21 protein-coding genes are annotated in these 20,303 nt (G+C 57.4%); 10 read left to right on the top strand and 11 right to left on the bottom strand.

Annotated elements, in window-relative coordinates; genetic code table 11:
- Positions 1–4 precede the first annotated feature (4 nt).
- Positions 5–1,888: an ABC-F family ATP-binding cassette domain-containing protein gene (locus ASF69_RS09380; protein ID WP_062587260.1), complete on the bottom strand. Its 1,884-nt coding sequence runs from the start codon at positions 1,886–1,888 to the stop codon at positions 5–7.
- A gap of 159 nt (positions 1,889–2,047) precedes the next feature.
- Here ASF69_RS09380 and ASF69_RS09385 point away from each other — a divergent pair, with 159 nt between their 5' ends.
- The 3 genes from ASF69_RS09385 to ASF69_RS09395 all read left to right on the top strand — a co-directional run bounded on the left by ASF69_RS09385 (position 2,048) and on the right by ASF69_RS09395 (position 4,081).
- Complete coding sequence (locus ASF69_RS09385) at positions 2,048–2,740, top strand: glutathione S-transferase family protein (RefSeq protein ID WP_062587261.1); 693 nt, start codon at positions 2,048–2,050, stop codon at positions 2,738–2,740.
- A 141-nt stretch (positions 2,741–2,881) separates the two neighbouring features.
- The gene (gene ndk / locus ASF69_RS09390) at positions 2,882–3,304 is read left to right on the top strand and encodes a nucleoside-diphosphate kinase (RefSeq protein WP_042618581.1); all 423 of its coding nucleotides are present in this window, start codon (positions 2,882–2,884) and stop codon (positions 3,302–3,304) included.
- A gap of 186 nt (positions 3,305–3,490) precedes the next feature.
- Complete coding sequence (locus ASF69_RS09395; RefSeq protein WP_062587003.1) at positions 3,491–4,081, top strand: class I SAM-dependent methyltransferase; 591 nt, start codon at positions 3,491–3,493, stop codon at positions 4,079–4,081.
- A 110-nt stretch (positions 4,082–4,191) separates the two neighbouring features.
- Here the strand turns inward: ASF69_RS09395 and ASF69_RS09400 are convergent, their stop codons facing one another.
- From ASF69_RS09400 to ASF69_RS09420, 5 genes are all read right to left on the bottom strand, one after another.
- Positions 4,192–4,653 (bottom strand): molybdenum cofactor biosynthesis protein MoaE, encoded by a 462-nt coding sequence (locus ASF69_RS09400; protein WP_062587004.1) that lies wholly within the window; start codon positions 4,651–4,653, stop codon positions 4,192–4,194.
- Between the two features lie 3 nt (positions 4,654–4,656).
- A complete protein-coding gene (gene moaD, locus ASF69_RS09405) occupies positions 4,657–4,911 on the bottom strand; it encodes a molybdopterin converting factor subunit 1 (protein ID WP_062587005.1) in 255 nt (84 codons plus the stop codon).
- Positions 4,911–5,498: a CDP-diacylglycerol--glycerol-3-phosphate 3-phosphatidyltransferase gene (pgsA, locus tag ASF69_RS09410; RefSeq protein WP_062587262.1), complete on the bottom strand. Its 588-nt coding sequence runs from the start codon at positions 5,496–5,498 to the stop codon at positions 4,911–4,913. The genes moaD and pgsA overlap by 1 nt, the downstream gene beginning before the upstream one ends.
- 101 nt (positions 5,499–5,599) lie before the next feature.
- Complete coding sequence (uvrC, locus tag ASF69_RS09415) at positions 5,600–7,642, bottom strand: excinuclease ABC subunit UvrC (RefSeq protein WP_062587006.1); 2,043 nt, start codon at positions 7,640–7,642, stop codon at positions 5,600–5,602.
- Positions 7,639–8,433, bottom strand: a complete 795-nt coding sequence (locus tag ASF69_RS09420; protein WP_062587007.1) for an SDR family oxidoreductase — start codon at positions 8,431–8,433, stop codon at positions 7,639–7,641. The genes uvrC and ASF69_RS09420 overlap by 4 nt, the downstream gene beginning before the upstream one ends.
- A 342-nt stretch (positions 8,434–8,775) precedes the next feature.
- Between ASF69_RS09420 and ASF69_RS09425 the strand changes: the two genes are divergently transcribed.
- Positions 8,776–9,435 carry an outer membrane protein gene (locus ASF69_RS09425; protein ID WP_062587008.1) on the top strand — a complete coding sequence of 220 codons (660 nt, stop codon included), beginning with the start codon at positions 8,776–8,778 and terminating at the stop codon, positions 9,433–9,435.
- 78 nt (positions 9,436–9,513) lie between these two features.
- On the opposite strand, the gene ASF69_RS09430 is transcribed toward ASF69_RS09425, so the two are convergent.
- Together ASF69_RS09430 and ASF69_RS09435 are read right to left on the bottom strand one after the other, a co-directional pair.
- Positions 9,514–10,110, bottom strand: coding sequence for a glutathione S-transferase (locus tag ASF69_RS09430; RefSeq protein WP_062587009.1), 597 nt, complete (start codon positions 10,108–10,110; stop codon positions 9,514–9,516).
- Between the two features lie 18 nt (positions 10,111–10,128).
- Positions 10,129–10,716, bottom strand: a complete 588-nt coding sequence (locus ASF69_RS09435) for a ribonuclease (RefSeq protein ID WP_244475433.1) — start codon at positions 10,714–10,716, stop codon at positions 10,129–10,131.
- 352 nt (positions 10,717–11,068) lie between these two features.
- Between ASF69_RS09435 and ASF69_RS09440 the strand changes: the two genes are divergently transcribed.
- The gene (locus ASF69_RS09440; RefSeq protein ID WP_082469665.1) at positions 11,069–12,076 is read left to right on the top strand and encodes a lysylphosphatidylglycerol synthase domain-containing protein; all 1,008 of its coding nucleotides are present in this window, start codon (positions 11,069–11,071) and stop codon (positions 12,074–12,076) included.
- Here the strand turns inward: ASF69_RS09440 and ASF69_RS09445 are convergent.
- Positions 12,021–12,866, bottom strand: coding sequence for a 23S rRNA (adenine(2030)-N(6))-methyltransferase RlmJ (locus ASF69_RS09445; RefSeq protein WP_062587011.1), 846 nt, complete (start codon positions 12,864–12,866; stop codon positions 12,021–12,023). The two genes, ASF69_RS09440 and ASF69_RS09445, sit on opposite strands and share 56 nt — an antisense overlap.
- Positions 12,867–12,883: 17 nt before the next feature.
- Between ASF69_RS09445 and ASF69_RS09450 the strand changes: the two genes are divergently transcribed.
- From ASF69_RS09450 to ASF69_RS09460, 3 genes are read left to right on the top strand one after another with little or no spacing between them, the layout of a single operon-like run.
- Positions 12,884–15,094, top strand: coding sequence for a molybdopterin oxidoreductase family protein (locus tag ASF69_RS09450; RefSeq protein WP_062587263.1), 2,211 nt, complete (start codon positions 12,884–12,886; stop codon positions 15,092–15,094).
- 1 nt (position 15,095) lies between these two features.
- The gene (locus ASF69_RS09455) at positions 15,096–15,692 is read left to right on the top strand and encodes an NUDIX domain-containing protein (protein WP_062587012.1); all 597 of its coding nucleotides are present in this window, start codon (positions 15,096–15,098) and stop codon (positions 15,690–15,692) included.
- Between the two features lie 24 nt (positions 15,693–15,716).
- Positions 15,717–16,325, top strand: coding sequence for an NUDIX domain-containing protein (locus tag ASF69_RS09460; protein ID WP_244475434.1), 609 nt, complete (start codon positions 15,717–15,719; stop codon positions 16,323–16,325).
- Between the two features lie 26 nt (positions 16,326–16,351).
- On the opposite strand, the gene purN is transcribed toward ASF69_RS09460, so the two are convergent.
- On the bottom strand, positions 16,352–17,011 hold the full coding sequence (gene purN, locus ASF69_RS09465) for a phosphoribosylglycinamide formyltransferase (RefSeq protein ID WP_062587014.1): 660 nt from the start codon (positions 17,009–17,011) through the stop codon (positions 16,352–16,354).
- Positions 17,008–18,081 carry a phosphoribosylformylglycinamidine cyclo-ligase gene (purM, locus tag ASF69_RS09470; protein WP_062587264.1) on the bottom strand — a complete coding sequence of 358 codons (1,074 nt, stop codon included), beginning with the start codon at positions 18,079–18,081 and terminating at the stop codon, positions 17,008–17,010. Before purM ends, purN begins: the two co-directional genes overlap by 4 nt.
- Before the next feature lie 237 nt (positions 18,082–18,318).
- On the opposite strand from purM, the gene ASF69_RS09475 reads away from it, so the two are divergent.
- Together ASF69_RS09475 and hdaA are read left to right on the top strand one after the other, a co-directional pair.
- The gene (locus ASF69_RS09475; RefSeq protein ID WP_062587015.1) at positions 18,319–19,473 is read left to right on the top strand and encodes an AI-2E family transporter; all 1,155 of its coding nucleotides are present in this window, start codon (positions 18,319–18,321) and stop codon (positions 19,471–19,473) included.
- Between the two features lie 3 nt (positions 19,474–19,476).
- Positions 19,477–20,190 carry a DnaA regulatory inactivator HdaA gene (hdaA, locus tag ASF69_RS09480; protein WP_062587016.1) on the top strand — a complete coding sequence of 238 codons (714 nt, stop codon included), beginning with the start codon at positions 19,477–19,479 and terminating at the stop codon, positions 20,188–20,190.
- Positions 20,191–20,303 lie beyond the last annotated feature (113 nt).

A 20,303-nucleotide genomic window follows, 5' to 3' on the forward strand; every position in this document is an offset into this window, starting at 1 on the left:
TGCCTCAGCTTGCCATAGCCTCTTCATACTCGCTGGAAAGAAGAAGCCATTGCTCTTCGGCGTCCGCCAGCTTGCTGGCGGCTTCGCCGCGCTCCTTCACCTTCAGGGCTGCCTTGGCTGGCGCCTTTTCGTAAAGTGCAGGGTCACCAAGCTCCTTATCAAGCGCTTGAATTAGCTTCTCAAGCTTTGCGGTCAAAGCCTCGAGATCGTTGATCTTCTTCTTGAGCGGGGCCAGCGATGCACGCTTTTCGGCATTGGCCTTGCGTTGCTCGGCTTTCGTCCCGCCGTCTACGACGATTTCAACTTTTTCTTCTTTTTTTTTACCGGCGGAGACAATGAGGTCCCGGTACTCGTCCATATCGCCTTCGAACGTTGTGACGGTTCCATTGTTGACGAGCCACAGGCGGTCCACTGTCGCTTCTATCAGGTGGCGGTCATGCGAGATGAGAATAACGGCGCCATCATAATCGTTCAGTGCCTCAATCAGCGCGCGGCGGCTGTCGATATCCAGATGGTTCGTCGGTTCGTCGAGAATGAGCAGATTGGGCGCGTGGAAAGCGGCCAGACCCATCAACAGACGCGCCTTTTCACCACCAGAGAGATCCTTGGCAGGCGTCGCCATCTTCTCGGTGGCCAGACCCATCTGCGCCACGCGCGCCCGCACCTTCGCTTCAGGCGCTTGTGGCATGAGCTTGCGCACATGCTCCACCGGGTTTTCTTCCGGTACAAGGTCATCGAGCTGATGCTGGGCGAAAAAGCCGATTTTCAGAGAAGGCGCGAGACGCAGATCGCCACTTTCAGGCGCCAGACGTCCTGAAATGAACTTGGCGAAGGTCGACTTACCGTTGCCGTTCGAGCCGAGAAGCGCGATGCGATCGTCATTGTCGATGCGCAGGTTCAGGCCTTTGAGGATCGGCTTGCCGGGCTCATAGCCAACCGCGCCGCCATTGATGGCCACGATGGGTGAGGCGGGCTGCTTTTCCGGTTCTGGAAAGGTGATCGGCTGAACGTGATCTTCGATTACGGAAGACACAGTGCCCATGCGCTCAAGTGCCTTTACGCGGCTCTGGGCCTGCTTTGCCTTGGACGCCTTGGCCTTGAAACGATCAATGAAGCTCTGCAGATGCTTGCGGGCCGCGTCGTTCTTGGCCTTGGCCTTCGTCTGCAGCTCGTCGGCTTCTGCCTTCTGACGCTCGAACTGATCGTATCCGCCGCGATAAAAGGTCAGCTTCTTCTGATCGAGATGGACAATGGAATTAACCGCGTTGTTCAGCAGGTCGCGATCATGGCTGATGATGATGACGGTGTAGGGGTAGCGGCGGATATAATCTTCGAGCCACAACGTGCCTTCAAGGTCGAGATAGTTTGTCGGCTCGTCCAGCAGCAGCAGATCCGGCTCCGCGAACAGAACGGATGCCAGCGCCACGCGCATACGCCACCCACCGGAGAACGAAGATGCCGGGCGAAGCTGGGCATCCTGATCGAAACCGAGACCTGCCAGAATGCTTGATGCGCGCGCTTCAGCCGAGTGGGCGTCGATATCGACCAGCCTCATCTGGATATCGGCGATACGGCCGGGATCGGTGGCCGTTTCGGATTCCAGCATCAGGGCGGCGCGTTCCTTGTCAGCCGCAAGCACGATGTCGATAAGGCTTTCTTCCGTCGCAGGCGCTTCCTGCGCCACTTGTCCCATGCGCGCATTCTTGGGGATCGAGACAGAACCCGTTTCCGCGCCAAGGTCGCCGGTGATGATGCGAAAGAGGGTGGACTTGCCCGCACCATTACGACCGACCAGACCGGCTTTCGTGCCGGTTGGAAGAGACACACTGGCGTGGTCAAGAAGAAGGCGGCCAGCAATACGGGCGGAAACATCGGAGATGGTAATCATGACGGGGTTTTGGCGGATGATTGGCGCGAAGGCAAGAGGGGCGCAGAGCAGGAAATGATCCACCAAGAACATTGATGGGGGATATCAGTTGTTTTCATTTGATCGAGCTACGGTCTTGGGCTCACTTACCGTGAGATCCATCCTTCGGAGATGCGCCAGATGACCCGAATTCTCTATTCCCTCAGCGGAGAAGATCGCAGCCGACCCTTTTCTCCGCATTGCTGGAAAGTCGTTCTGGCCTTGCACCATAAAGGTCTGGACTTCGATGAAGTGCCGCTGGCTTTTACGGAAATCCCGACGGTGGAGAACGAATTCTCGAAAACCGTTCCGATCCTTCGCGATGGCGACAGGTTGATCTCGGACAGCTTCCAGATCGCGCTTTATCTGGAGGAGGCCTATCCGGACCGGCCGAGCCTCTTCGGTGGAGAGGGCGGCAAGGCGATGGCGCGGTTGGTCGAAGGCTATTCGCAGACCACGATCCATCCAGCCGTCAGCGCCATCGCTCTCATGGATATCTACGGAATGCTGGCGCCGGTCGATCAGGCACATTTCCGCAAGACCAGGGAAGCCTTTTTTAACAAGCCGCTGGAGGAGGTTTTTCCGGACCGGGAGGGCGCAATTGCTGCCTTTCCTGCCAAACTCCAGCCGTTACGCCACATGTTGCGCTTCCAGCCCTATATCGGTGGGGAGAAGCCGCTCTTTGCCGACTACATCGTCTTTGGCGCATTGCAGTGGCTGAAGGTTGTTTCCGGCTCGGTGCATTTGCCGGAAGATGACGCTGCCCTGCAGTGGTTCGAGCGCTGCCACGGGCTTGCCGGAAACGCGCAGAAGCCCTCCGACCTCGTCATTTGACGTCGAAGGACCGCACGCTTGAGTGGCCAGGTGATCTGTCCCTTTGTGACTGGTGCGTGAAATTCTTCCATACCCCTTGTCTTCGCGATTCGGGGCAGGTAGAAACCGGCCACTTTCCCTAGATAAACAAAGGACAAGACGATGGCGATTGAACGCACATTTTCGATGATCAAGCCCGACGCAACCAAGCGTAACCTCACAGGCGCCATCACCAAGGTATTCGAAGACAACGGCCTGCGCATCATTGCATCCAAGCGTGTATGGATGAGCAAGCGCGAAGCAGAAGGCTTCTACGCTGTTCACAAGGAACGCCCTTTCTTCGGCGAACTGGTTGAAGGCATGACATCCGGCCCAACCATCGTTCAGGTTCTGGAAGGCGAAAACGCAATCCTCAAGAACCGCGAAATCATGGGCGCAACGAACCCTGCCAATGCAGACGAAGGCACCATCCGCAAGCAGTTCGCGCTGTCCATCGGTGAAAACTCCGTTCACGGTTCGGACGCCCCTGAAACCGCTGCCCAGGAAATCGCCTACTGGTTCGCAGAAACAGAAATCGTCGGCTGATTCAGTCTGCGAAGATCCGGACTCTGTATTTGAGACAGTCACGCTAAGTGGCTGATTTCAAAGAAAATAGCCCGCGTGTCTGCGATCCAGAAAAATGGATTGGGGCGCGCGGGCTTTTTATTTGGACGAAAAACTGAAAGCATAAAACACAATCATATTTTACGATCTGGGAGGGGAGGATCGACAATGGCTTTGGACCGGACGACGCTCGAATTTTACGCTCAGGAGGCTGCTGCCTACACCACGCGGGGCCAGAAACACAGCCCGCATCTCGACGCGTTTCTCAAGGCTTTGCCACCCAATGCTCGCATTCTTGAATTGGGATGCGGTGCCGGGCAAGACAGTGAATTCATGCTCGCCCAGGGCTTCGATGTTCGTCCGACAGACGGAACGCCTGAAATCGCGCAGGCAGCGGCACGGCGCCTGAAAATTCCGGTCGACACGCTGTTGTTCGCTGATCTGGATGATGCCGACGCCTATCAAGGCGTATGGGCCAACGCATCATTGTTGCATGTTCCAAAGCAGGAATTATCAAAGGTGATCGGCCTGATACACAGGTCGTTGACATCAGGCGGCGTGTTCTACGCGAGTTTCAAGGCCGGGCAGTCAGATGGCAGAGACCAGTTTGAACGCTACTATAATTATCCATCTCAAGATTGGTTGATTACAGTCTACAACGCATTCGACTGGCAACGGGTGGATGTCAAATCGGAGCTTGGCAGCGGATATGATCAAAAGCCAACGGACTGGCTTCATGTCACGGCTATCAGAAACTAGCCATCGGCATCATATGCGATCTTTGTGAATGAGGGGCGCGCCGACTGTGTCGGACACTTCTCGATCGCTCCCGTATAGAGAAGCACAGTTCAGCGGGATTTTCGTATTTGCTAGCGCCATTTATCCTTGGCGGTCTCATCGGCATCCTTTGCCGATATCCACTCGCCCGAGGTGCCGTCCTTGCCATGTTCCTTTTTCCAGAACGGGGCGGAGGTCTTGAGGTAATCCATGACGAAATTGGCGCCGTCGAATGATGCCTGCCGGTGCCGGGAAGCGGCGATGACGAGAACGATGTTTTCGCCGGTAGCGATCTTGCCGTAGCGGTGGATGGCGGTGAGACCGAGGAGCTCGAAACGCTCGATGGCAAGCGTTGCGATCCGCCGCATTTCCGTTTCCGCCATGCCGGGATAATGCTCCAGCTCGAGCGCAGAAAGCGCGCCGCCATCATCGCGGCAAAGGCCCGTAAAGGTGACGAGCGCGCCGATGGTTTTATCCGATTGCGTCAGCAACCTAGCCTCGGCAGCAGTATCGAAATCCTCGGCCTGAACGCGGATGGTCGGCTCGATGCCCATGCGTCAGCCGCCCGTCATTGGCGGAAAGATGCCGATTTCCCGGGCGCCTGCAATGCTTTCATCGTGCTCGACATGTTCCTGATTCACCGCAACCCTGATGACATCGGGAAAAGCGAATGCTGCCTCGTATTCCTCTCCCAGCGCGGTCAGGTGCTGGATGAGTTCGCCCGCTGTGGTCACAGTCGCGGGCAGGTCGATGTCCTCTTCGGACTTGCCGATTTTCTCACGCACCCAGGCGAAGTAAACGATCCGAACCATCATTCTTCGTCCATGATGTGCTTGAGGCCCGCCTTGAAATAATCATAGCCGGTGTAGATTGTCAGCGCCGCTGCCAGCCAGAGCAGGCCAATGCCGATCTCTGTAGTATAGGGCAGGACCTTGTCTCCCGCCGGACCTGCCAGCAAAAAGGCGATTGCCACCATCTGGATCGTGGTCTTCCACTTCGCTATCCGCGTGACCGGGACCGAAACCTTGAGCGCAGCGAGATATTCCCGCAGCCCTGACACCAGAATTTCGCGGCACAGGATTGTGATTGCTGCCCAGAGAGACCATCCGGCAATCGTGCCATCTGCTGCAAGGAGAAGCAGGATCGAAGCGATCAGAAGCTTGTCTGCGATGGGATCGAGCATCCGTCCGATATTGGACGTCTGGTTCCAGATACGCGCGAGATAACCGTCCAGAAAATCGGTGAGCGACGCGATTATGAACAGCCATAGCGCCGTCCAGCGCGCAAAATCCGAACTTTCCAGTTTCCCTTCGATGAAGAAACACAGGACGATTACCGGGACCGCAAGAATGCGGCCGTAGGTCAGAAGATTCGGGATGTTGTAGGTGCGCGAAGCCATGGGGAACCTGTCATTCGATATCAGAGCGTTGATGCAGCCCTGAGGAGCAAGCGTCAACACCCTAATGTGTTTTTTTGCGGGTACCAGTCAAAAGCGCGGGCCTAGTCCTTCCCGCTCTCATGGAAGTGATTGTAGACCTGCTTCGCGACAGTCTCGGAAATGCCACCCACAGCCATAAGATCACTCAAAGCCGCCCGAGACACGGCCTTTGCCGTACCGAAATGCTGCAGCAATGCACGCTTTCTGCCCGGGCCGATGCCGCTGATCTCATCCAGAGGGTTCTTGATCATTTCCTTCTTGCGTCGCGCCCGGTGGGAGCCGATCGCGAAACGGTGGGCCTCATCGCGCATACGCTGGATGAAATACAGGACCGGGTCTCTTGGCGGCAACGAGAAGTCACTGCGTGTATCGGTGAAGAAGCGCTCACGGCCCGCATCACGGTCCACGCCCTTGGCAACACCAATCGCCGTGACGCAATCACGGATGCCCAGTTCGTCCAGAATTGTGCGTACAGCGGTCATCTGCCCCTGGCCACCATCGATCAGGATCACATCCGGCCATGCGGGGAAGGGCATGTCTGCTGCATCCTCCGGCGCGATCGTCTGGCTGCGGTCGGGCCTGCCTTCTTCCTTCAACAGACGCGAAAAGCGGCGGGTCATGACCTCGCGCATCATGCCGAAGTCATCGCCCGGGGTGATTTCGGTCGATTTGATGTTGAATTTGCGGTAGTGGCTCTTGCTGAAACCGTCAGGACCCGCGACGACCATGCCGCCGACGGCATTGGTGCCCATGATGTGCGAGTTATCGTAGATTTCGATCCGGCGCGGCACATAGGGCAGGGCAAAGGTTTCGGCAAAGCCCTTGAGCAGGCGCGCCTGTGATGATGTTTCCGCCAGCTTGCGCCCATGCGCCTCGCGCGCATTGCCCAGCACATGGGCAACGACGTCCTTCTTCTCGCCGCGCTGCGGCACTGAAATCGTAACCCTGTGGTTCGCCTTTTCACTGAAGGCCGCCGCCAGCAACTCCTGCTCATCCACGACTTCAGAAAGCAGAATCTGTTTCGGCACCGGCTTGTCGTCATAAAACTGCGCCAGAAACGCACTCAGGATCTCAGGCCCGGGAAGCGATGGATCGGCCTTCGGGAAATAGGCGCGGTTGCCCCAGTTCTGGCCGGTGCGGAAAAAGAAAACCTGGATGCAGGAAACGCCGCCCTCGTGGTGAATGGCAAAGACATCGGCTTCATCAATGCCGGCAGGATTGATTCCCTGATGGCTCTGCACGTGGGAGAGGGCGGCAAGACGGTCGCGATAGACGGCGGCACGTTCGAAGTCCAGGTCTTCCGATGCCTCGTTCATCTGCCGGGCAATTGTTGCTTTCACACTCTGGCTTCTGCCGGAGAGAAAATCCTTGGCTTCCTTCACCAGCTCCGCATAGCCCTCATCGCTGACTTCGTGCGTGCAGGGGCCGGAACAGCGTTTGATCTGGTAAAGCAGACAGGGGCGGGTGCGGCTCTCGAAAACACTGTCCGTGCAGGTGCGAATGAGAAAGGCCCGCTGCAGCGAATTGATGGTGCGGCCAACTGCGCCAGCAGAGGCGAAAGGCCCGAAATAGTCGCCCTTGCGCGCCCGCGCTCCCCGGTGCTTGAAAATGGCGGGAGCACGATTGTCCGATGTGATGAGGATATAGGGAAACGACTTGTCGTCACGCAGAAGCACGTTAAAGCGCGGACGCAAGCGCTTGATAAGGTTGGCTTCCAGCAACAGCGCTTCGATTTCCGTCCTCGTCGTGACGAATTCCATATGCGTCGTCAGCCGCACCATCTGGCCGATGCGGTTGGAATGAAAGCGCCCCTGCGCATAATTGCCAACGCGTTTCTTGAGCGACCGCGCCTTTCCAACATAGAGAACGTCGCCGGCATCATTGAACATGCGGTAGACGCCGGGGCTGTTGGGCAGATGCTTGACGAATTCGCCTATCAGCTCCATGCCTTTAAGGCCGGATTCATTTTTCCAGCCCGCATTCCAGTCCATGGCAACGGCAATCGGGTCTCCGGCCGCCTCGGCGCTCGGAGCGATGATGTCATCTTCGTCTTCGTCGTTATCATCGAAGAGAATACCGCCATCCGGCAGCTTCTTTTCGTTCATTCAGGTATCTCCGCAACGTCAGGGGTTTCCCAGCTGAGGTGCTGGCCACCGTCGAGTGCGATCATCTGTCCGGTAATCGACGGGGTGTCATATAGAAAGCGAACGGTCCTGCCGAATTCCTCCGGCTGCGGCCCACGCTTCAATATAAGGGCGTCGATCTGTGCCTGAAAGTGCTCAGGCTCCTGTCTTTCACTTTTAAACGATGGACCGGGACCAATTGCGTTGACCCGCACCCGTGGTGCAAAGCTTTGCGCCATGGTTTTCGTCGCGGTCCACATCGCTGATTTCGAGAGCGTATAGGAATAGAAGCGCGGCGTCAGTGCCAGCACCCGCTGATCGATGATATTGACGATCAAGCCGGATGCGCTATCGGGCAGCTGCCGCACCAGCGCTGCGCCAAGGATCGACGGCGCGCGGACGTGAACGGCGAAATGTGCATCGAATGCCGCTGAATCGAACTCCTCGGCGGCGTCATGACGGAACACCGAGGCATTATTGACGAGGATTCCGATGGGTCCCAGCGCCGAATTTGCTGCTTTCATGAGGTTTTCGGTTGAGGCCGCATTTTCGAGATCTGCCTGCAATGCGACCGCTTCGCCGCCTTTTTGCCGCAATTCGTTAGCGAATTCTTCCGCTTCTGACATGGATGAGCGGGCATGGATGCCGATCGCAAACCCCTGCGCTGCGAGATACTCCGCCATTGCGCGGCCCATGCGACGGGCGGCACCGGTAATCAATACGGTCTTGGGTATTGTCTCTGTCAAAGCTCGACTGCGCCCTGTTTTTCTCATTCAGTCTGTCGATATAAATCGAAAGGGCAAGATTTGCCCAGAGCGTAGGGGATTTATACAGAGTTATGCCTGTGCGCAATCTGTGAAGTAATTTCATTTAAATACATGTAAATTCTGCATATTCTGAAGTTAACGAACCGTTATCCTTAATAGATTTTTGTGTCATTTTAGCAACGTCCCATTTCCGTCACGTGGCTGCCCCAATCAATTCACATTTTGGCTCTGTGATTTCCTCAATCACCCATCATTTTGATTGTCAGACGGGCAGGGAACCAACTGTTTTATACCGCGTTTGGGCAACAAGTGTTTGAGCACCCTCGCGGGTTTGAAAAGGAGAATAGCATGCGTACTATCGTTGCAACACTTATGGCGACCACTATGGCAGCTGGGGCATTCTCAGTAGCCAACGCTGCTGACGCCGTGAACGAAGTGCCGCAGGCACCTGTCGCTTACGAACAGCCAGCACCGGTCAAGGATTGGTCCGGCGCGTATCTCGGTGGTACCGTCAACTACGATTGGGGCCGTTTCAGCAACAACGGCGGCGATCGTGATGCAGACGGCTTCGGTGGCGGCCTCTACGGCGGTTACAACTGGCAGAACGGCCAGATCGTTTACGGTGCGGAAGCTGACGTAAACCTTGGCGACGAAAAGGGTTCTGCGGGCACCGGTAACCTCGGTGAAGATCTTCGCGGCAAGCAGGGCGTAAACGGCTCGCTGCGCGCTCGCGTTGGTTATGACATGAACCCATTCCTGATCTACGGTACGGGTGGTCTCGCCATCTCTGACAACAAGGTCAGCAACTCCACGTCCAGCGACAGCGCGACAGCACTCGGCTACACGGTCGGTGCAGGTGTTGAAGCTCTCGTAACAGACAACATCACTGCCCGCCTGGAATATCGCTACAGCGATTACCAGGACAAGGACTTCAGCCTCGACACCGGTTCGGTATCCCGTGGCTTTGACGATCACAGCGTTAAGGCTGGTATCGGCGTAAAGTTCTAAGACTGGCAGTTAGTATTCTTGAAAGCCGGGGTTCGCCCCGGCTTTTTTGTTGCGTGCTGGATGGAGAGTGTCCAGACGTCAGGCGGGTGCCTTCATCTCGGCATAATCCTTGAACCGTTTTCCGAATTTTTCCGGCCAGTCGGCCAGCGTCTTGCGGCCACCAGCCCATTCTCCCGCGAATCGAAGTTCCAGATAGCCGATCATGGCGGCCAAGGCGAAATGACCGCCATGCAGCTTCTTGCCGGTCTTTGGCAGGTTGGCATTCAGATAGTCCAGGCCGCGGACGACTTTCGCCCATTGCTTGTCGATCCACGGCTGATGGATCTTGTCCTCAGGGCGGAAGCGGCGCTCGTAGACGATAGCCAGAAGGCTATCCATGACCCCATCACAAAGCGCTTCCAGCACCTCGACCTCGGTGCGTTTCTGGTGCTTCTTCGGATAGAGCTTGTTGCCGGATTGCCGGTCGAGATAGTGCATGATGGCGACGCTGTCGTAGATGGAACCGCCATCGTCCAGAAGCAGCACGGGGATTTTACCCAGCGGGTTGTTGTCCATCAGCGTTGCCGGTTCAGCGGAGGTATCGACGCGAACATCGGTAATGCCGATATCGAGATACCGCGCTGCCATCCGGACCTTGGCGGAGTAGGGGGATGCGGGGGAGTACAGCAATTCCATTTTTTCTACCTTTTAAGTTTAGCGGATAGGCGTGATTTCGGCATCGTTTGCGCGGCACCCTTGACGATCAACCTCTGGGCATCGTCGAAAAGTCAGATCCTTGGTCATGCAGATGCGGACCTCTTCCATTTTACGCCCCTCACAGGTGACGGCGATGCCCTGCTTTTCCATGGAGGGATTTGCAGAAATAAATGCCGTCTCAATGTCGTCAATGGAGCGTATCTTGCTGCTTTTGCCGAGCGCGATGTCATCGGGCAACTTGATGCGGTCATAGGCCGCACGCGTCGCTTGCAGATATTCTTCTTGCGTCAGCCCGCTGCAGGTTCCGTGTTTTCGCCACTGATGCCCAATCAGCCCCATGGACGGCATGATGTCGAGCATATCTCGACCAAGGCTATCAGGCACGCGCTCTTCCCGGTCCTTGCCGCAGAATTGAGGATAGCCTTTTTCGTTTTGTGGCCAAAGCCCGTGGACGACAAAACCATAATTGCGGTTGGAATTGCATTGCTGGCGATTGTTGCGCCCGGCCTCGCTTTGGCAGAAGGTGGGCGACCACGATAATGACAGCACGTAGAAGTCAAAGCCGGAACCTTGGGCTGGCTGCACCGTTTGGTTTCCAGGTGGTGACGTGCCAGTCCTTTGCTGGACCGTCGATTCGGGTCCTGTTTTGACGCCGCCGTCGATTGTTATCCAACCTGCCGCAGCAATCGAGAGAACCGCCAAAGCGATAAAACCGGCATATTGTTTCATCTGGCCAGCAGTCTTTCCGGGAAGCGATGACAAAGTCTTGATCAATATCGGGTTTTATACCATCTCGCCCCTGTGGCAAACAGGCGGCCCGAAAATGAATTCCGGCAACAGTCCTTGTTGTAACGGAGGTTGCATTGGGCATAAGCTCATTGCGAATCCGGCAATGGGTCGATGCTGCTGGAGGGGGAGCTAGTCCGGACATGACCGCATGAAACTGAAGAAATACATCTGGCCAGTCGTCGGTTTTATCACGATCGGCTTTTCGGTCTGGCTGCTCTACAAGGAACTCAAGCACCTTTCGCTTGACGATGTCTGGGATAGTCTGGCCGTCATCGGCCTTCACGACTGGATCATGTCGGGCCTATGCACCCTCGTCGCCTATGCCGCGCTGGCCGGATATGATCGCATTGCCCTGCAACACCTCAAGCGGCGCGTCAGCCTTGTCTTCATCACGCTGACCTCGTTCACGACCTATGCCCTGTCGCACAATGTCGGTGCGTCCGTGTTTTCCGGCGCAATCGTGCGGTACCGTGCCTATACGTCGAAAGGTCTCAGTGCGTCTGAGATCGGCGTTCTGGTCGCCCTGTGTTCCTTCACATTTGCCATCGGCACGATCATGCTGATCGGGTTCGTTCTGGTCTACGAACCCGACATTACCGAGCGTTTCGTGGATATTCTGCCGGTTGAAGCATCAAGAACCACCGGCTTCATTCTTCTGGCCATTGCCGGGCTCTACCTTCTTGGCAGCCTGCTGAAGCTGCGGCCCCTCAAGATAGGCTCGTTCACCCTGTTCTACCCGGCACCGCGCCTTGTGCTTCAGCAGCTCGTCATCGGCCCGATAGAACTGCTGGGCGCGGCTGGCATCATCTATTTTGCGCTTCCCGATGCCGGAAATCCGGGCTTCATGGTCGTGATGGGAATCTTTCTGATCTCATTTTCAGCGGCGCTCATCTCTCACGCGCCCGGCGGGCTCGGCGTTCTCGAACTGGTCTTCGTCACCGGCCTGCCGGATATGAACCCGGCAGATGTCATTGCAGCACTGCTCGTCTTTCGCCTGTTCTACCTCATCATTCCCTTCGTCATCGGCCTGTTCATCATTCTCTTTTTCGAGAGGTCACAGTTGGCCGTTGCCGAGAGGGAGGAGCAGCAACTGGAGCAGGCTACTCGCCACGCAGCCAGAACGCCCGCTGGGACGCGTAACGATCCTGAGCCATGATGGTTTTCAGCACCGGCAGCAAGACGTGCAATTCATCCTTCAGCGTGAAGGGCGGGTTGACGATGATGAGGCCGGATCCGCTGAGGCCGTCGAGCCTGTCGCTTCGCACCGAAAGTTCGGCACACAGCATCTTGGGAATTTCATAGGACTGAAGCAGTTCGTGGAAGTCCTTGATCGGGGCGCCCTTCTTCAAGGGATACCACAGGCAATAGGTGCCGGTTGCAAAGCGGCGATAGGCCTTATGGAAACCTTCCGCCATGCGTTCATATTCGTTTTCTTTTTCGAATGGCGGATCGACCAGCACAAGCCCGCGCTTTTCCTTGGGCGGAAGATGCGCACCCAGCGAAAGCCAGCCATCCAGTTCCGTCACGCGCGCCTGATAATCGCCTTCGAAGAGGCGCGAAAGCGCGCGGTAGTCGTCGGGATGAAGTTCCATAGCCGATAACCGGTCCTGCGGGCGAAACAGCATTCTCGCAAGCTTTGGTGAGCCGGGGTAGAACTGCAGCCCGCCCTCCGGATTCAGCTCCCGCACTGCAGTCAGGTAAGGGGCGAGAAGCTCCGCCACCGCAGGCTGAAGATCCGCATCCAGCAGTTTGCCGATGCCGGTCTGCCACTCGCCGGTCTTCTGCGCCTCTTCCGAGGAAAGATCATACAAGCCGATGCCCGCATGGGTATCCAGAACGCGAAACGCCTTGTCCTTGTTCTGCAAATAGCGGACGAGCCGCGCCATGACTGCGTGCTTGAGGACATCGGCGAAATTGCCTGCGTGGTAGATGTGCCGATAGTTCATGGGCGCCGATGCCTTTTATGAATAATCTTGATGGTGGTGACTTGAGCCTTTTGGCCTTGATCGCTTTGCAATATACAAAAGTCATGAATGATGCGACCCCGATTTCCGCCAAAGCCCTGACAGGTGCCCGCCGCACAGGCCACACCGTCTGTCCCCATGACTGTCCAAGCGCCTGCGCGCTGGAGGTCGACATCGACACTGATGGCCGGATTGGCCGTGTGCGCGGCGCAAATGCCAACACCTACACCGCCGGTGTCATCTGCGCCAAGGTGGCGCGCTATTCCGAGCGCATCTACCATCCGGGCCGCCTGCTGACGCCCAAGCGGCGCAAGGGTGCCAAGGGCGCTGGCGACTGGCAGGAGATAGGGTGGGAGGACGCTCTAAATGAGATCGCCGATGCTTTTGTGAAAGCCGAAGCAAGGCATGGCGCGGAGGCCATCTGGCCCTATTTCTATGCCGGAACCATGGGGCAGGTGCAACGCGACAGCATTGAACGGCTTCGCCACGCCAAGAAATATTCCGGCTTTTTCGGCTCCATCTGCACCAACATGGCATGGACCGGATATGTCATGGGCACGGGTGCCTTGCGTGGGCCGGACCCGCGCGAAATGGCAAAAGCCGATGTCGTGGTGATCTGGGGCACGAATGCCGTCGCCACTCAGGTCAACGTGATGACCCATGCGGTAAAGGCGCGAAAGGAGCGCGGCGCGAAAATCGTGGTTGTCGATATCTACGACAATCCGACGATGAAGCAGGCGGATATGAAGCTGATCGTGCGTCCCGGCACGGATGCCGCACTCGCCTGTGCCGTCATGCACATCGCCTTCCGCGATGGTTATGCCGACCGTGCCTACATGGCAAAATTCGCGGACGATCCCGCAGGCCTTGAGGCGCATCTGGCCTCGAAGACGCCGCAGTGGGCTGCTGATATCACCGGCCTGTCGGTAGACGACATCGAAGCTTTTGCGCGTCTGGTCGGCACCACGCAGCAAAGCTTTTTTCGTCTGGGATATGGCTTCGCACGTCAGCGTAACGGCGCGGTTGCCATGCATGCGGCACTGTCCATCGCCACGGTGCTGGGTTCCTGGCAATATGAGGGCGGCGGCGCGTTCCACAACAATGGTGATATCTTCCGGCTGGATAAATCTCAGCTGATGGGCACGGCCTATGCCGACCCTGGCGTACGGCAGCTCGACCAGTCCCAGATTGGCCGTGTGCTGACCGGCGATGCCGAGGCCCTGCGCTATGGCGGCCCCGTTACTGCAATGCTGATCCAGAACACCAACCCCGTCAATGTCTGTCCCGAGCAGCGGCTGGTGAAGCAGGGCTTCCTGCGGGATGACCTTTTCGTTGCCGTGCATGAGCAATTCATGACCGAGACGGCTGATGTTGCTGACATCGTTCTGCCAGCCACCATGTTTCTGGAACATGACGATATCTACCGCGCAGGCGGCCAGAATCATATCCTGCTTGGCCCGAAGCTGGTTGAGCCTCCTGAGACCGTGCGGACCAATCTTTTCGTGATCGAAGAGTTGGCGAAACGGCTGGGCGTCGCTGACATGCCGGGCTTTGGCCTGACGGAGAGGCAGCATATCGATGCCATTCTGCGACCGGGCCAATGGGGTGACTTCGACAGCCTGCAGGAAGAGAAGTGGATCGATGCGCAGCCGCCATTCGAGGTGGCGCATTACCTTCAAGGCTTTGGCTATGCAGATGGCAAATTCCGTTTCAGCCCCGATTGGCACAACGGGCCATCGCCCAACAAGCCACCGGCCAATGTGCCGGTCATGGGGCCTGTTGCAACTCTGCCGAAATTCCCGGATCAGGTCGATGTGATCGAAACGGCGGATGCGGAGCATCCTTTCCGGCTGGCGACGTCACCCGCGCGCAATTTCCTCAACTCCACATTCGCGGAGACCCCGACCTCGGTTCAAAAGGAAGGGCGGCCTGAATTGATGATCTGTCCCGATGATGCGCAGCGCATGAATATCGTTGACGGTGATATCGTCCGCATCGGCAATGCACGAGGGGAATTGCGTATCCACGCACGGATCGTCGAGGGCGCGCGGGCTGGCGTTTTGATTGCCGAGGGATTGTGGCCCAACAAGGCCCATCTGGACGGCGAGGGCATCAATATTTTGACGGGCGGCGATGCCGTCGCGCCCTATGGCGGCGCAGCTTTCCACGACAACAAGGTTTGGCTTAAGGTTTTATCAGCAGGAATTTGAAATGCAGAAATTTGGCAATGCCACGATCGAAATATTGAAAGACGAAACGCTTTCGAAGAACTGGTACCATCTTCGCAACATCACCTACAACTACACCAATTCCAAAGGTGAAACGAAAACCCTGAAACGGGAAGCCTATGATCGCGGCAATGGCGCGACGATTCTCCTCTACGACCCGAAGCTTGATAGCGTGGTTCTCGTGCGCCAGTTCCGGGTGCCGACCTATGTGAATGGCTATCATGGATGGTTGCTGGAAACGCCAGCCGGACTGCTGGATGGCGATAATCCGGCAGATGCGATTGCCCGTGAGGTGATGGAAGAAACGGGCTACAGGCTGCGGGATACGCGTTTTCTGTTCAAGTCCTTCATGTCGCCGGGATCGGTTACGGAAGTGCTGCATTTCTTCGCGGCGATCATCGACGCCTCTGACCGCGTGGAAGAGGGCGGCGGTGCCGCGCATGAGGACGAGGATATCGAAGTCGTTGTCATCCCTCTGACTGACGCGATGAAGATGATCGAAAATGGCGACATCTGCGACGGCAAGACCATCATGCTGTTGCAATGGGCAGCCTTGAACCGGGCGTCTTTGACGCAGTAAAACGCAACAGCGGTGGAGTTGAGTGTGGATCAGAAAGCAACGGAACGGCTGCAAGACGACGACCGGGTCAGGCTCGTTTCGAAGGAGACAGTCTGGAAGCGGTTCATTCATCTTCAGACAATGATCTTCGATCAACGGATGCCGGATGGCCGCATCATCCGCATCGATCGCGAGGTCCATGACCACGGCAGCGCTGCCGCCATTCTCCTCTTCGATCCGCAAAAGGACAGGGTGGTTCTGGTCCGGCAGTTCCGTCCAGGCGCCTTCGCCAATGGCGACCCGATCTTCATGCTGGAGGTGCCAGCGGGCCTCATCGATGACGACGCGCCTGATCAGGCCATCCGTCGCGAGGCAATGGAAGAGACCGGCTATGCCGTGGGCGAGGTCAAATACCTGTTTGAAACATATGCCAGCCCCGGCACCCTCACGGAAAAAGTCGGCTTGTTCTATGCCCGCGTCGATCTGGAGGAGAAGGCCGGTCTTGGCGGCGGACTGGAAACGGAAGGGGAGGACATCGAAGTTCTGTCCATTCCGCTCGATCAGGCGTTCGAGATGATCTCGACTGGCGAGATTACCGACGCCAAGACGATCATTCTTCTGCAATGGGCCATGCTGAACCGGACGACACTTTAAGCCTGTCCGAGCTTTCGCGGCTCCGATCAGGCAGAGATGAGCTGCTGTTCCGGCGCAGATTGGCTGCTGCTTATGATAGCCTTGCCGTTCTCCATCCGCACTTTTCCTTCCGCCAGATGGCGCAGGGCCAGCGGATAGAGCTGGTGCTCCACCGTCAATACACGTGCTGCCAGACTGTCGGCATCATCGCCAGCGAGCACCGGTACGGCTGCCTGGCCGATGATCGGACCTTCGTCCATGCCCTCGGTGACGAAGTGCACCGTGCAGCCTGTTATCTTCATGCCGCTCTCTATGGCGCGCTGATGCGTGTGTAGACCCGGGAACAGTGGAAGCAGGGACGGGTGGATATTGATGATGCGTCCGGCATAGGGCGCGATGAAGTCACCCGAGATCAGGCGCATATATCCGGCGAGACAGATGATGTCAGGCGCAATCTCCCCGAGCGCGGCCAGAATGGATGTCTCGTGTTCGGCCTTGCTGGAATAGGTCTTGCGTTCGAACACAAGCGTCGGGATGCCGAGGCCTTGGGCCTTTGCAAGCCCGCCTGCATTCCTGTTGTCGGAGATCACGCAGGCAATTTCAGCCGGAAAATCCGGGGCCTGACATGCCTGGGCCAAAGCCATCATGTTGGAGCCGCCGCCGGAGATGAAGACGACGACGCGCTTGCGGGCGAGGGGACCGCTCATAGGCCAAGCGTGCCCTTGTAGATCGTGCCATGGCCGTCTTCGGCGCGGGCCACCATACGGCCGAGTGTGCAGACGGTTTCGCCTTCCGCCGTCAGGGCGTCTGTCACCGTCTGGGCGTTCTCGGCGGCCACGACGACGATCATGCCGACGCCGCAGTTGAAGGTACGAAGCATTTCGTTCGGCGCAACGCCACCCGTCTTGGCAAGCCAGGAGAAGACAGCCGGAACCTGAATGGCGGCAAGGTCGATTTCCGCTGCAAGGTGCTTTGGCAGAACGCGCGGAATGTTTTCCGGGAAGCCGCCGCCGGTGATATGGGCTAGCGCCTTCAACGCGCCAGTCTCGCGGATCGCCTTCAGAAGTGGTTTCACATAGATGCGTGTCGGTGTCAGCAGGGCTTCGCCCAGCTTCTTGCCTTCGGCAAACGGAGCGGGTGCGTCCCAGTCGAGGCCGGAAATCGAGACGATCTTGCGGACAAGAGAAAATCCGTTGGAGTGCACGCCGGAGGAGGAGAGGCCAAGAATGACGTCGCCTTCGGAAATGTCGCCGGCTGGCAGAAGCTGACCACGCTCGGCGGCACCCACCGCGAAACCGGCCAGATCGTAATCGCCATCCGAATACATGCCAGGCATTTCGGCGGTTTCGCCACCAATCAGCGCGCAACCGGACTCGCGGCAACCGGCAGCAATGCCAGTGACGATGGCCGCACCCTGGTCGGGGTCGAGCTTGCCAGTCGCGAAGTAGTCCAGGAAGAATAGCGGCTCGGCGCCCTGAACCACCAGGTCGTTGACGCACATGGCCACCAGATCGATACCGACGGTGTCGTGATAGTTTGCGTCGATGGCGATCTTGAGCTTGGTGCCGACGCCGTCATTTGCGGCGACCAGAACGGGATCCGTAAAGCCCGCTGCCTTGAGATCGAAAAGGCCGCCGAAGCCACCAATTTCGCCATCTGCACCTGGGCGGCGGGTGGAGCGCACGGCTGGCTTGATCTTCTCGACCATCAGGTTTCCGGCGTCGATATCAACGCCCGCATCGCTGTAGGTAAGACCGTTCTTGCCCGACTGGCTCATGGCTCTCGTCTCCACTGGTTCCGTTTGGCGTCGCCATTCGCATGAGATGGGTGCCGATGCAAGACTGACGGCTGGAAAACGCATGTTTTTCACGCCTTTTGCCCGTTTTGGCCGTATTGGTATGGGAAAGCTCTGCTGGCGCAAACATGGCGAACCCGCCACACTTGACCAGTCCGGTCCACGCATCCTATTTCCTAACCACGGCGTTGGACGTACTGACGCTCAAAGGAGCAGACGATGCAACCACATATCAGAGGCCTTAATCTGAGACGCCAGATCTTTTTCTGGCTGGGTGCTCTGGCCATCTTCATCCTGTTCCTGATGGTATTCAGTTCCATCCTCCTGCCCTTTGTGGCGGGCATGGCGCTGGCCTATTTTCTCGACCCGATTGCTGACTGGCTCGAGCGGCGCGGGCTGAGCCGGATGATGGCCAGCATCATGATACTGGTGTCCTTCGTCCTTCTGTTTGCGCTGTCTCTCATCATCATCATTCCGCTTGTGGCCGCACAGGCCTCGGAATTCATTCAGCGCATTCCGCAATATATTTCTTCGCTACAACAGCTTATCGCGGGCGCCGATACCAACCTGCTGCCGACATGGGTCAGCGCGCAGATCGAGACCGTGAAGGAAAACTTCTCGAAAGTGCTGGCCGAAGGCGCGGGCTTTATCGGCACATTGCTCACGCAGATATGGAATTCAGGCAAGTCGCTCGTTGATGTTCTCTCGCTGCTGGTCGTGACGCCTGTTGTCGCTTTTTATCTGTTGCTGGACTGGGATCGGATGATCGATAAGGTCGACAGCTGGATACCGCGCGACCATGTGACGACGGTGCGCCAGATTGCCCGCGATATGGATGCGACCATCGCGGGCTTCATTCGCGGGCAGGGCTCGCTTTGCATCATTCTCGGCGTGTATTATGCAGTCGGGCTTTCACTGGTCGGCCTCAACTTTGGCCTTCTGATCGGGTTGTTTGCCGGTGCGATCAGCTTCATTCCCTATGTCGGTTCGATGGTTGGCCTCGTGCTGGCGGTGGGTGTTGCGCTGGTGCAGTTCTGGCCTGACTATGTGGACGTCATTCTCGTGCTGGCGGTGTTCTTCTCGGGCCAGTTCATTGAAGGAAACATTCTGCAGCCGAAACTGGTGGGCAGCAGTGTCGGCTTGCATCCAGTGTGGTTGATGTTCGCCTTGTTTGCCTTCGGTGCACTGTTCGGCTTCGTGGGGCTGCTGGTCGCCGTACCGGCTGCGGCCGCTGTCGGCGTGCTTGTCCGTTTTGCTTTGTCGCGTTATCTTGACAGCGATCTCTACCACGGTCGCGCGGCCAACCTTCCCTGGGATTCGCAAGGGCCACAAATGGAAGCGCTACCGCCGACAAAGATCGATTCTCAGAGCTGAAAGATGACCGATCATAACAAAACCGGTGGAGCGCGGATCAAGGCCGAGCAACTGCCGCTCGCTTTTTCTCACCAGAGCGCAACAGGCCGCGAGGACCTGCTGGTAGCCGCGCCGCTGGATGCTGCCGTTTCGATCGTCGATGAATGGCCGCGTTGGCCGTCACCGGTGGTCATTCTGGTCGGCCCGCAGGGATCGGGAAAGTCCCACCTTGCCACCATCTGGAAAAACACCAGTGGTGCTGCGGATATTCATCCCGTGCTCGGCAAGGGTGCTGCGCGGCTGGCAGAAAACGCGCCCGTGCTGTTCGAAGATGCCGACAGGCAAGGCTTCGATGACACGGAACTCTTCCACGTCATCAACAGCGTGCGGGAAAACGGAACGTCGCTTTTGATGACCACGCGTCAATGGCCTGCAGCATGGCCGGTGACCCTGCCGGACCTTCGCTCACGCCTGAAGGCGGCCACCGTGGTGGAAATCGGCGAACCGGACGAGGACCTGCTGGCACAGGTGCTGATGAAACTGTTTGCTGATCGACAGCTTTACATGGATGACAAACTTGTCAGCTATATCGTTGCGAGGATGGAGCGTTCACTCAACACGGCGCAGACGATTGTCGAAAGACTTGATCGTCTGGGCCTTTCGAGGGGTACGCGCATCAGCCGGGCAATGGCTGCAGAAGTGCTGACGGAGCTCGGCGGTCACCCGGACGAGGATTGACTGTCACAGTTCCGTCGTCAAACTGTTATACGGGCATTGGGGTATCTGGCATTTATCAGGTGCTGCAATAATTGGGGCGGCGAGACTCGAACTGTCTTTGTGCCGATCCGAAG

This window comes from Rhizobium sp. Leaf311 (assembly GCF_001423445.1).
Classification (GTDB): domain Bacteria; phylum Pseudomonadota; class Alphaproteobacteria; order Rhizobiales; family Rhizobiaceae; genus Agrobacterium.